This is a genomic window from Enterococcus sp. DIV1337a (assembly GCF_051712285.1).
Classification (GTDB): Bacteria; Bacillota; Bacilli; order Lactobacillales; family Enterococcaceae; genus Enterococcus; species Enterococcus faecalis.
Window position 1 is genome coordinate 2,346,929 of record NZ_JBIOOP010000001.1, and the last position, 12,755, is coordinate 2,359,683.

The following is a 12,755-nucleotide window of genomic DNA, read 5'->3' on the forward strand; positions in this document are numbered from 1 at the left end:
ACAATTTAGGTATTTGTCCATCTTTTTTTCATTTGAGTAACAAACTGATGTCAAGACAATTGCAAATTACTCTGCTTTGCCTTCATAATATTCCACTAATTGTGGGACAACTTGGGTTTCTAACATTGTATGAATTTGACGAATGGTATAGCGGACGGCATCAGGACCCGTAGCCCCATGCGTTTTAATGACTGGCGCTTTTAAGCCAAATAAAACCGCCCCCCCATGTTTTGAGTAGTCCATTTCATCTTTCATGCCATGTAGCGCATTCTTTAATAACAAGGCGCCCATTTTTCCTTTGACACCTTCAGAAAGAATCGCTGTTTTCAGTAAGCTCATCATGTTCATAGCGGTGCCTTCAATGGATTTCAAAACGGCATTTCCTGTGAAGCCGTCTGTCACCACCACGTCAGCTACGCCATTTAATAATTCTCGTGCTTCAACGTTTCCGACAAAATTAATCGTTTCATCGGCTGCTAACAATTCGAAGGCTTTTTTCGTTAATTCACTGCCTTTTGTTTCTTCAGTTCCGTTGTTCAATAGACCGACACGAGGATTCTGAACGTTCCGAACTTTTTCAGCATAGAATGAACCTAAAACGGCATACTGAACCAAATGTTCTGGTTTATTGTCTGCATTCGCGCCTAAATCTAACATATCAAACCCTTTGTCTGGTTCTCCCATGACAGGTAAAGTTGACATCAAACCAGGACGTTCCACATTTTTGATGCGGCCGACAATGAACAGCCCCGCTGCTAATAGCGCCCCGGTGTTGCCGGCAGAAAAAATCGCATCGGCTTCTCCATTTTTGACTGCTTGCGCTGCTAAAACCATGGAAGCAGTTTTCTTACGACGGATTGCTTTAACTGGCTCATCGTCACTAGCAATTTTTTCATCGGTATGAATAATCGTAATGTTTTTTTCATCGGTGATGTATTTTTTTATTTCGGCTTCTTTTCCATATAATTGAAATTCAATGTCTGGGAAGTCTTGTTTGGCTAGCATAACCCCTTCAACAATTGCTTGTGGGGCGTTATCTCCACCCATTGCATCTACAGCAATTTTCATGAGTGATTCCCTCCTACTTTTTTGTTTCTTAACAAGTATAACATATTTTTTTTAAAGAAATACGCATTGGCTTTTACTTTCTGGCTTCAAAAATTACCCCTTCTAATCGAAAAATTGGTCCGCCTCATCTTGGGGTTTCACTCGATTGGCTAAGCCTTGATAAGCAGGATATTGCCACCAGTCTTTCACTTGCCATAAGGTACTTGCTTCTTGGCGCGCAACTTCTAAAATGTTAAAGTCCGTCACGATATCGCCTACCGCAAATTGTGGCACCCCTGATTGCCGTGCACCGAACACTTCCCCAGGTCCGCGAAGTTCCAAATCACGCTCACTCAAGACAAAACCATTGGTGGTTTCTGTCATGATTTTCATGCGTTCAACGCCCATTTCATTTTTCGGATTGGCCACTAAAATACAATAAGATGCACTGGAGCCACGCCCCACACGTCCCCGTAACTGATGTAACTGCGCTAACCCAAACCGGTCCGCATCCATAATTAACATCACTGTGGCATTTGGTACATTCACGCCAACTTCAATAACGGTGGTAGAAACCAATAATTGTAGCTGATTGTCTTTGAACTCCTGCATAATGTCATCTTTTTCTTGGTTTTTCATTTTACCATGTAGTAACCCCACTTGATATCTTGGGGAATAAAAGCTTTGCATATGCTCAAAAATTTCTGTTGCGTTTTTCACATCTAAGGCTTCCGATTCTTCAATCAATGGACAAATAATATAGGCTTGATGTCCTCGAGCCAGCTCTTTTTCCATCCATTCTAAAACAGTATCTAACTGCGGTGGCCGAATCCAACGTGTTTCAATTGGAATCCGCCCAGCTGGCATTTCATCAATAATTGACACATCCATTTCGCCATATGCTGTAATTGCCAGCGTTCGAGGAATCGGAGTGGCCGTCATGAATAAAACATCTGGTTTTAAGCCTTTTTCTCTTAAGATTTTTCTCTGATTCACACCAAAACGATGTTGCTCATCGGTGATTACCAAACCTAATTGATGGAAACTGACATCTTGTTGTATCAAAGCATGAGTCCCTACCACAATGTCAATCGCGCCATTGGCCAGTTCTTCGAGAATCAGACGACGTTCTTTCGTTTTGGTGGAACCTGTTAATAAGGCCGTCCGAACTTCTAATGGATCAAACAACTGCTGTAAGCTTTCCATATGCTGCTGCGCTAAAATTTCAGTGGGAACCATTAACGCCCCTTGAAAACCAGCGGTCATGGTGGCATATAGTGCAATCGCAGCCACTACCGTTTTCCCACTCCCCACGTCGCCTTGAAGCAATCGTTGCATATGCTTCGGACTTCGCAAGTCTCGACAAATTTCATTGGTCACTTTTTTTTGGGCACCTGTCAATTCAAAAGGCAGTCCTTGTGTGAATGTTTTTAAGCGATCCACGTCATATTGAATGGCTAAACCATTTTTTTCCGCTTTTTCTTGTTTCTTCAGTCCTTGCATTTTAAGTTGGAAAAGGAAAAACTCTTCAAAGACTACTCGGCGTTTGGCTTGATGGCTTTCCTCTGGATTATTGGGAAAATGCATCGCCCACATTGCCTCTTTTCTAGGCATCAAGCGGTACTTTTCTAATAATTCATTTGGTAAAATCTCTTCAATCAGCGAACCATACTCTTCAAAAGCAGTGCGGATTAACTGAACCAGCGTGCTTTGGCGGACTTTTTTATTCACATGATAAATGGGGGCAAAATCTTCATTGTCTCCTTTAGAAGCTAAGATTTTCATGCCATTCAATGATTTTCTCTTGGCGTCCCATTTGCCATAAACAGCAATTTCTTCGGAAAGAACTACTTTGTCTTTTAAAAAAGGTTGGTTGAAGAAGGAAACATTAATGACCGCATGTTCTTGCATCATTCGAAACGTTAACCGGCTCTTCTTATAACCGTACCGACTAACGACTGCCTCCGAAACCACTAGTCCCTTTAGCGTAACTTTTTCCTGATCCTGAATCTCACTTAAATCCTTTTCTTGGATATCATCGTAGCGGAAGGGATAGTACGTCAATAAGTCTTCAATTGTAGCAATCCCCAGTTCTTGTAAATTTTCAGCACGTTTTGGGCCAACACCGGGCAATACGCTGACTAAATCTGTGATGTTCATAAAATCCCCTCCTCATTAATATACGCAAAAAAATGGATCATTCATTAAATAGGCTGGTTCATTAGCCCTAGCTAATAAACCAGCCTATTTGTTTTTATTTCTTCATCATGAAAACCTATTCTGCTGAGAATAAGTATGGATATACAGGTTGTCCACCTTCATGAAGTTCTGTTTCTAGTTCATCGTTTTCAGAAACTAAAATAGCAATTAGCTTTTCAGCTTCTTCAACCGAACCATCTTCACCGACAATAATTGTCACGATTTCAGTGTCTTCATCAATCATGCGGTTCAACGTGTCTAATGATGCATTAAAACGATCTGCTTCAGATACAACGATTTTACCATCAATCATTCCTAAGAAGTCATCTTTTTTAATTTCAACGTCATCAATTGTTGTGTCACGAACGGCTGTGGTTACTTGACCACTCACAACGCTGTCTAACATTTCCGTCATACTTGCTTTGTTTTCTTCTAATGATTGTTGATCATTGAAAGCTAACATTGCTGTCATCCCTTGAGAAATGGTTTTAGATGGAACAACCGCTACTGGTACATCGGCAACTTCTGCTGCTTGATCAGCCGCCATAAAGATGTTTTTGTTGTTTGGTAAAATAATGACTTGCTCTGCATTCACTTCTTTGACTGCTTTTAAAATATCTTCCGTACTTGGGTTCATTGTTTGGCCACCACTAATAATGTAGCTTGCACCTAAACTTCGGAATAATTCTTGAACGCCTTCACCGGCTGCAATGGCAATCACAGCAAACGGTACGCGAACTTTTTCAGTCAACGCTTCTTGCTGAGCATCTCGTTCAACTAACGTTTCATGTTGTAAACGCATATTGTCTACTTTTATTTTTACTAACGAACCAAATTTTTGGCCGTAGTTCATCACTTCACCTGGATGCTCTGTGTGTACGTGAACTTTGATAATTTCGTCATCGTTAACGACTAATAGAGAATCGCCTAGTTCATTTAAGTAGTTTCTGAATGTTTCATAATCAAAAGCGCTGTCCACGGTTGGGCCTTCGCCGATACGAACCATAATTTCTGTACAATAGCCAAATTTAATGTCTTCTGTCGCAACGTGGCCACTAACACCACGGTGATGTTCAGCATTCACCATTTCGTCCATTTCGGCAGGACTTGGTTCATATGTCTCAGTTGGTAAAAATTCACCACTAAGTGCTTCTAAAAATCCTTCATAGATAAATAGTAGTCCTTGACCTCCACTATCTACAACGCCGACTTCTTTTAGGACAGGTAATAAATCAGGTGTTTTCGCTAAGGCACGTTTGGCACCTGCTACAACAGCTGTCATGACTTCGATACAGTCATCTGTTTCTTTCGCTTTACGTTCACCTGAACGCGCTGCTTCACGAGAAACAGTTAAGATTGTTCCTTCAACGGGTTTCATCACTGCTTTATAAGCTGTTTCTACACCATGTGTAAAGGCAGCGGCCAAGTCTTTGGCATTCAATGTTGTAACCTCAGGAATTTGTTTTGAGAAGCCACGGAATAATTGAGATAAAATAACCCCAGAATTTCCACGAGCCCCCATTAGTAACCCTTTGGATAACGCACCTGCTAATTCTCCTACTTTTTCAGAGCGAGAATCGGCCACAGCCTTTGCACCACTGGTCATTGATAAGTTCATATTTGTTCCTGTATCACCATCGGGTACAGGGAAAACGTTTAATGAGTTGACATATTCTGCGTTTGTATGCAGACGAGTCGCACCTGCCTGGACCATTTCCTGGAACTGACCTGCGCTGATTTCTGTTACATTCACCTAAAAAATCCTCCTTCAGATTTACCGCTAACGGCAACACACGATTTCCTTGTGCAATTGCATCGTTGACAGTACACTACCTCTAATCCGGTAATACACGAACTCCTTGAACAAAAACGTTAACTGAATTCGCAGTGACACCTAATAATGTTTCAAGATTATATTTCACTTTTTCTTGGACGTTACGAGAAACTTCAGAAATTTTTGTACCATAACTAACAATCGTGTAGACATCCACTGCGATTCCGTTGTCTTCTTGACGAACAACGACACCACGTGAGTAATTCTCACGACGTAAAATATCGTTTAAGTTATCTTTAATTTGATTTTTGCTTGCCATTCCGACAATTCCGTAAATATCTGTCGCAGCTCCGCCAACTACTGTAGCGATCACATCATTGGTAATCTCAATGGTACCTGCGGGTGTTTGAATTTTTACAGCCATTGATGAAAGCCTCCTTATAAGAGCACATTCGCCCTATTTTCTTCCATAACATTTTATCATATCCAGCCTTTAATTAAAAGGAAGTTCGTCAGATATTTTCATTCTTCCACTTCTAAGTGAACATTCTAGCAAGATTTCAATTTACTCTTTTTGATTGCTAAAGTCAAATCATAGAAAAAAATCTTCTTGCAAATCAGTGCCTAATATGATAAATTAAGTTAGTATGAGCTGAATATTATCGCTCCAAGATCAAGGCAAAGGAGGAAACTTAAAATGGCAAAAGTATGTTACTTCACTGGTCGTAAGACTTCAAGTGGTAATAACCGTTCACATGCGATGAACTCAACAAAACGCACTGTGAAACCTAACTTACAAAAAGTTCGCGTATTAATCGATGGTAAACCTAAAAAAGTTTGGGTGTCAACTCGTGCTTTGAAATCTGGTAAAATCGAACGTGTTTAATAAACTTAAATAAGCAAAGCTGGACGTTCGTTGTTCGGCTTTTTTTATTGCTTAAAAAAAGAGGTTGGACCTTCAACAAAGTGATGAAGGTCCAACCTCTTTTTACTTGTCTTTACTTTGAATAACCGCAATCATCCCTGCATCGAAGGAAAAAGCAGCGGCTTCTTCGATAAATTCATTACTTGCATACGATGTTGGATAAGGAACATCTTGATTGGTTAATAAATATTTACTGCGTCGTAGCGTCAAGTTTTCTACAGGCGTCAAACAGCAGTAGGCCAGATATTCTTTATCTGGCTCTTTTGGTACGATATACGAACCAGGGGCGTAATACTGGATACTATTTTGACGATCGCATAGACGGATTTGGCGAAGTACGCCTTGAAATCGTGGTTCAAAGGGTAACCAAAGATTGGCTAACAGGTGGTCAATTCTGCCCCCTGTCGCACCGATAATCGTCATCTCTGCTTGTGGAAATCGTTGTAAAGCTTCTTGAAGCGCTAATTGTGTGTCTGTATCATCTTTTTCAGCAGGTGCTTGAATGAGTGTTTCGGCAGTTTCTTGGACAAAATGGTATTCTTCTCGTGATAATGAATCAAAATCGCCCACCGCTAATTGTAACGGTAAATCGGCCTCTAATAAATGGAGACAGCCGCGATCAATACCTACGAAATAATCATACGTAGCTGGTTCAATGGTTGGCCAATCACTTGGATTGCCGCCAGCTACCAGTAAGACACGACTCATTTGTCTAGCACTGCTCTCAGTGCATCGATTCGTTCTTGAGGATTTTCAGCATTATAAATGTAGGAGCCTGCAACAAACACTTCCGCACCGGCTTCTTTACAACGTGCGGCAGTTTCAGGAACAATCCCGCCATCGACTTCAATTTCATAGGTGTACCCTTTTGTTTCTTTCCATTCTTTCAATTGAGCAATTTTTTCTAGTGAGTTTTCAATAAATGATTGTCCGCCAAAGCCTGGATTGACAGTCATTACCAAGACTTGGTCTGCTAAGTCTAATACATTTTCGATCATCGAAAGTGGTGTCCCAGGATTAATAGTTACGCCAGCTTTCACGCCCGCATTTTTAATCATTTGTAAGGCACGATGAATATGGGGTGTTGCTTCTTGATGGACGGTAATAATATCCGCACCAGCTTCCGCAAAAGCATTGATATAATTTTCAGGTTGTACAATCATCAAATGAACATCCAATGGTAGTTTTGTCACTGGACGAATCGCTGAAACGATATTCGGTCCTAAGGTAATGTTGGGCACAAATTGACCGTCCATGACATCAACATGAATATAATCTGCTCCTAATTCTTCTACTAAACGGATATCTCTTTCTAAATTGGCAAAATCGGCACTTAAAATGGATGGTGCTAGTTTCATTTGGCTCGCTCCCTTTATATTTGCTATGATTTTTTCTTATAAACAGGTCGTCGATTCTCGATTTCCATTAAAAACTGTAAATAATTTTCGTAACGACTCGTCGCAATGGTTCCCGCTTCCACTTGGCGTTTCACTTCACAACCAGGTTCTTTGTGGTGCATACATTCACGAAACTTACAGTGAGAGGCCGCGGCAACAAATTCAGGAAATTGCTTTGGTAATTCCACCGCTTCCATCTCCAAGAAATCGATGGCACTAAATCCTGGCGTATCAGCGACCAAACCATCGTATAGCGGAATCAACTCCACGTGACGGGTCGTATGTTTGCCCCGTCCTAAAGATTGGGAAATTTCCGCAGTCGCTAGTTGCAATTCTGGTGAAATTTGATTCAACAATGTTGATTTTCCAGCGCCTGATTGTCCCATAAAAACAGTCAACCGTTCTGGGAAAAAGCGTTCTAATTCTTTGGTGGCTTCTACGTCTTCCGAAGCGATTACCGCATAGCCTAACGCTTCATAAATCTGTTTAATTTCAGTGACTTCTTGACGTTGAGGCTCATCTAATAGATCAACTTTCGTTAAATAAATAACAGGTTCTATATCTTTATACTCTAAGCTGACTAAGAAACGATCCAACAAATTAAACGAAAAATTTGGCGAAACCATACTCATAACAACCACGCCTAGATCCACATTTGCAACAGGCGGGCGCACTAATTCATTTCGTCTTGGTAAAATTTCCAACACATAACCATCTGTTAAATTATCGCTCTCAAAAAGCACTTCATCTCCCACGAGTGGCGTAATTTTGCGATTACGAAAATTCCCTCGCGCTCTTGTTTGATATGTTTCTCCATCTGCGTATACATAATAAAAACCGCTTAACGCTTTTCTGATTTGACCTTTCAGATAAACCACTCCTAACTACTTTCGAATATACAGGATAGTGGCAGAGAAATCAAGGGAGCCTCTCGATTCTATTAATTAAAAAGAGCCTAGGACATAAGTCGAAATGACTTACCTTCCTAGACCTAAATCTTAAGATAAACGGTGGAACAGGATCAGCTTCTTCTTATTGCTGAGAAACACTATTTGAAAAGCAAATAGATGTTAAACAGTACCTACTTGGTTCTTGAAGCTAAACACTCCTGTCCCAACCTCTTGTCTTAATTACTCGTACTACTTTCACTAGTGGTGCTTTTTGAATCATTTGCTTTTGAATAATAAACCGTAACAGAGTCGCCTTTTTTGACTTTGCTGCCAGCGGATGGGCTAGTTCGTTCAACGACTTGGCCATCGCCAGAGCCAGATAATCCTTGTTCATTGATTTTAAGGCCAGCGTTATTGATGCTGTCTTCTGCAGCTTTTGGCGAATAACCTGAAATATCAGGAACAGTTACTGAGTCACTGCCTTTGCTGACATGTAAAGTAATCGTGTCATTTTTCGGATCAACAGCGGTACCAGAAGCTGGTTCTTGACTAATCACGGTATCTTTTTCAACCTTGTCGCTTTCTTCGTCCACTCGTTTAATTTGAGATTCTGGGATACCTAAAGCAATTAAGCGACTTACCGCATTATCGTAAGAAATTCCGCTATAATCAGAAAGTGTCACTTTGTCGCTACCTTTACTTACATATAACGTCACTTGGCCATTTTTAGGTGTCACGGTGCCACCTGGTGCGGGGTCTTGCGTAATGACTAAACCTGGTTCTACCGTATCGCTTGCTTGGTCGACACGCGTAATTTGAGATTCAGAAATACCTAATTGTGCCAGTGCATTTACTGCATTTGTGTAAGAATAACCGGCGTAACTAGGCAAAGTAACCGCTTCTGGTCCTTGACTGACCGTTAAAGTGACGTTGTCTTTTTTCGGATCAACTTTTTTACCTGCAGCTGGTTTTTGTTTAATAATGTTATCTGTAGACACAGAATCACTGTATTCTTTTTTCGTTGTAATTTGGTCTTCTGAAAACCCTAGTTTTTTCAAGGCTTCGACAGCAGATTCATACGATTCGTTTGTATAATCGGCCATCTCAATTTTTTCTGTTCCAGAGCTGATGTACAAAGTAACAGATCGGCCTTTTTTCACAGATGATTTTGCTTCGGGGTCTGTTTTGACCACCTTGCCTTCTTCAATCTTATCGTCGGGAATTTTTTTGGTTTCATTATCGACTTTCAGCCCGGCACTTTGCAGCGCTTGTGAAGCCGCCACTTCCGTTTTCCCCGTAACATCAGGAACTTCAACGTCTTTACCACCCGACATTGCAAAGGCTAAGCCACCTATTGCTAAAGCAATTAATGCCGCAATTGCTAAGCCAATCCACAATTTTTTGCGGTTTTTCTTCGGTGGTTGTTCAGCTAAAATGTCATCTGCGATATCTTCTGGGACTTCGACAGGCGTTGTCTCTTCCGGTTCAGCGATGTCTTCGGGAATCGGAGTTAATACTTTCGTTTCTCCTAATAAAGCCGTTGGTTCCCACGCAGGTTCGTTTAAACGACTGGCTGACAAGGACGTGTATAAGTCTTCTGCCATCTCATTCGCTGTTTTGTAGCGATCGCTTGGGTCTTTTGCGGTTGCGTGACGAACCACATTTTCCAATGATTGAGGAATCCCTGGATCAAACATTTTAACAGAGGGAATTTCTTCTTGAAAATGTTTTAAGGCAATCGTTACGGCTGATTCACCATCAAAAGGTACATTCCCCGTTAACATTTCATAGAGAATAATTCCCACAGCGTAAATATCTGATTGGTTAGTCGCCATGCTTCCGCGTGCTTGTTCTGGCGATAAGTAATGCACCGAACCTAACATTGTGTTCGTTTGCGTAATTGACGTTTCTGACAAGGCAATCGCAATCCCAAAGTCAGTAATTTTGACTGTGCCGTGTTCGTCAATCAGAATGTTTTGCGGTTTTAAATCCCGGTGAATAATTCTATGCTCATGTGCCATTGCGACAGCAGATAAAATTTGTTGCGTAATGTCCACAACTGTGGAATAAGGAATTGGAAAATGCGTTTGGATGTAACGTTTTAAGTCCATTCCTTTCACATATTCCATGACTAAATATTGTAGTCCATCTTCTTCGCCTACATCATACACACTGACGATATTCGGGTGAACCAGCTCAGTTGCGGCTAGTGCTTCACGCTGAAAACGTCGGATGGCGGCTTGATCGTTTTGGAAGTCAAAGCGCAGGACTTTTACTGCAACGTCTCGGTCTAAAATTAAATCGTGTGCTAAATAGACGTTGGCCATGCCGCCGCTTCCGATGCTGCCAATAATGTGATATCGACCATTCAGCTTCTTGCCGATTTCTATCATTGGTTTTCCTCCTTCTGTTCGTCAAAGTGTATCACTAACACGGTAATGTTATCTAAACCACCCGCTTCATTTGCTTGGGCAACGAGTTGGCTTAATTTGGATTCTAAGGAATCTGACGTCTCTAAAATTTCTAAAATTTTTGTCTCAGGAACCATATTGGTTAAACCGTCCGAACATAACAGTAAATAGTCATTAGGCAGCCACTCATGATTGGTTACATCGACTTCGACAGTGCCAGGCATTCCCAAAGAACGTGTTAGGACATTTTTTCGTGGATGATTTGCAGCCATCTCACGAGTAATCTCCCCTGATTTTACTAGTTCATTCACTAAAGAATGATCTTCTGTTAATTGTAACATGTGTTGGTCACGAACTAAATAAGCGCGACTATCCCCCACATTTGCTAAGACAAATGAATCCGGTAAAAGGATGGCACCAACCACGGTTGTCCCCATTCCTAAATACTCTGGTTTCGATTGTCCGCGTTCATAAATTTTTTCATTTTCCTTTTGAATTGCTTGAATTAACCACTGTGCAGATTTTTCAGCTGAGTCGACAGACGCATTGGACCAACTCTCACCTAAATTATTGACTGCCATTTGGCTAGCGACATCACCTGCTTGGTGGCCACCCATGCCATCTGCTAAAACAGCAAAGGTTATGTGTTGTTGGTTCTCAAAAACGTTGGCATAATCTTGGTTCGTATTTCTTTTGCGACCGACATCTGATTGAACGTTGATTTCCAAATTATTTCACCTCATTTGAACTAACTTTCCGCATACAGCAAATAAAGAAGCCATCTGTCATGTATTGATGGGGATACAGAACCAGTTCTTGCTCTTTTACTACTGCTTGGACGTTTTCATTTGCAACAATTTCAATTTTTTCAAATTCAGGGTGTTTGGCTAAAAAGGCTGCCACCACTTCCTGATTTTCTTCTGGCGTAATAGTACAAGTGCTATAGACCATTATACCCCATTGTTTTAATGTTGGGGCAACACTTTCTAAGATTTCTAACTGAATTTTAGGTAAATTTTGAAAATCATTGGCCGTTTTATGGTATTTAATGTCTGGTTTACGGCGCATTAGCCCTAAGCCTGAACATGGTGCATCAACTAAAATCCGATCAAAGGTTTCTGCGGGAAATTCTTCGGCCACTTGTCGCGCATCGAGCTTTTCTGCTTGAACGACATCCGCCACATGGAGGCGTTGCGCATTTTCATTAATTAGCTTAATTTTGTGGGCATGAATATCTAAAGATGTCACACGACCACCTGCTTCAGCCTCTAAAAAAGTTGCGATATGGGTCGTTTTACCACCAGGAGCCGCACAAGCATCCAAGACACGATGATGCGGTTCAATTTGCATCGCTGGAGCCACGAGCATAGAGCTTTCATCTTGAATGGTTAAACAACCGTTAATAAACAGTTCACTGCCAGCTAAGTAGCCTTTTTCAGCGACAACACCATAAGGGGAAAGTTGACTTTCCTTCGCGGCAATCCCTGTTTCTTGTAATTCTTCCAGCGCTTCTTCTCGTGAAATAAACCGTGTGTTTACTCGGCCACTCGCATGGCTTTTTTCAAATAATGACAAACCCAACTGCCGTGTTTCTTCTTCGCCTAATTGGGCAAGTAATTTTTCTGTTAACCAACGTGGCATACTAATTTCCGTTGCTAAACGATCAACTGGATCACTAATTGCTGCCAAACTAGGTGCTCCATTTCGTTGGAACGCCCGCAGCACGCCATTCACGAATTTACCAATCCCAGGATTGCCACGACGTTTGCCAATTTCAACCGCTTCATTAATGACTGCATGATCAGGCACTTTATCTAAATAAAGTAATTGATATAACGATAAAATCAATAAATTTTTCACCCAATTATCGACTTTTTGCGGTTTCTTGACAAATGGTGTTAAGTAGTATTCCAACAATAATTTACGACTAATTGTGCCGTAGACAAGTTCTGTAAACAAGCGGCCATCTTTCTCGCTTAGTTCTGATTTTGTCATCATTTCATTAAGTAAAAGATTGGAGTACGCCCCACCTTTATCCACACGTTCGATGGTCTCTAAAGCCACGTATCGAACAGAACGTTTTAATTTCTTGGGGATTTTTTCAGCCATTTT

At 41.1% G+C, this 12,755-nt stretch carries 11 protein-coding genes; 1 reads left to right on the forward strand and 10 read right to left on the reverse strand.

The window, feature by feature from the left end:
• Positions 1 to 66: 66 nt before the first annotated feature.
• The 4 genes from plsX to IGL49_RS11145 all read right to left on the reverse strand — a co-directional run bounded on the left by plsX (position 67) and on the right by IGL49_RS11145 (position 5,444).
• The gene (gene plsX, locus IGL49_RS11130) at positions 67 to 1,068 is read right to left on the reverse strand and encodes a phosphate acyltransferase PlsX (protein ID WP_002387382.1); all 1,002 of its coding nucleotides are present in this window, start codon (positions 1,066 to 1,068) and stop codon (positions 67 to 69) included.
• 102 nt (positions 1,069 to 1,170) lie between these two features.
• Positions 1,171 to 3,207, reverse strand: coding sequence for an ATP-dependent DNA helicase RecG (gene recG / locus IGL49_RS11135; RefSeq protein WP_104854428.1), 2,037 nt, complete (start codon positions 3,205 to 3,207; stop codon positions 1,171 to 1,173).
• 115 nt (positions 3,208 to 3,322) lie between these two features.
• Positions 3,323 to 4,999 carry a DAK2 domain-containing protein gene (locus IGL49_RS11140; protein WP_002354936.1) on the reverse strand — a complete coding sequence of 559 codons (1,677 nt, stop codon included), beginning with the start codon at positions 4,997 to 4,999 and terminating at the stop codon, positions 3,323 to 3,325.
• A gap of 82 nt (positions 5,000 to 5,081) precedes the next feature.
• Positions 5,082 to 5,444, reverse strand: a complete 363-nt coding sequence (locus IGL49_RS11145) for an Asp23/Gls24 family envelope stress response protein (RefSeq protein ID WP_002354933.1) — start codon at positions 5,442 to 5,444, stop codon at positions 5,082 to 5,084.
• A gap of 273 nt (positions 5,445 to 5,717) precedes the next feature.
• Here IGL49_RS11145 and rpmB point away from each other — a divergent pair, with 273 nt between their 5' ends.
• Positions 5,718 to 5,906: a 50S ribosomal protein L28 gene (rpmB, locus tag IGL49_RS11150; RefSeq protein ID WP_002354928.1), complete on the forward strand. Its 189-nt coding sequence runs from the start codon at positions 5,718 to 5,720 to the stop codon at positions 5,904 to 5,906.
• 102 nt (positions 5,907 to 6,008) lie between these two features.
• On the opposite strand, the gene IGL49_RS11155 is transcribed toward rpmB, so the two are convergent.
• The 6 genes from IGL49_RS11155 to rsmB form a co-directional block, all read right to left on the reverse strand.
• On the reverse strand, positions 6,009 to 6,653 hold the full coding sequence (locus tag IGL49_RS11155) for a thiamine diphosphokinase (protein ID WP_002361010.1): 645 nt from the start codon (positions 6,651 to 6,653) through the stop codon (positions 6,009 to 6,011).
• Positions 6,650 to 7,303 (reverse strand): ribulose-phosphate 3-epimerase, encoded by a 654-nt coding sequence (gene rpe / locus IGL49_RS11160; protein ID WP_002354925.1) that lies wholly within the window; start codon positions 7,301 to 7,303, stop codon positions 6,650 to 6,652. The genes IGL49_RS11155 and rpe overlap by 4 nt, the downstream gene beginning before the upstream one ends.
• A gap of 23 nt (positions 7,304 to 7,326) precedes the next feature.
• Positions 7,327 to 8,220, reverse strand: a complete 894-nt coding sequence (gene rsgA / locus IGL49_RS11165) for a ribosome small subunit-dependent GTPase A (protein ID WP_002359046.1) — start codon at positions 8,218 to 8,220, stop codon at positions 7,327 to 7,329.
• A 248-nt stretch (positions 8,221 to 8,468) separates the two neighbouring features.
• A complete protein-coding gene (gene ireK / locus IGL49_RS11170) occupies positions 8,469 to 10,625 on the reverse strand; it encodes a serine/threonine protein kinase IreK (RefSeq protein WP_104854427.1) in 2,157 nt (718 codons plus the stop codon).
• Positions 10,622 to 11,371: a Stp1/IreP family PP2C-type Ser/Thr phosphatase gene (locus IGL49_RS11175; RefSeq protein WP_104806558.1), complete on the reverse strand. Its 750-nt coding sequence runs from the start codon at positions 11,369 to 11,371 to the stop codon at positions 10,622 to 10,624. The genes ireK and IGL49_RS11175 overlap by 4 nt, the downstream gene beginning before the upstream one ends.
• 1 nt (position 11,372) lies before the next feature.
• The gene (gene rsmB / locus IGL49_RS11180) at positions 11,373 to 12,752 is read right to left on the reverse strand and encodes a 16S rRNA (cytosine(967)-C(5))-methyltransferase RsmB (RefSeq protein WP_002354921.1); all 1,380 of its coding nucleotides are present in this window, start codon (positions 12,750 to 12,752) and stop codon (positions 11,373 to 11,375) included.
• Positions 12,753 to 12,755 lie beyond the last annotated feature (3 nt).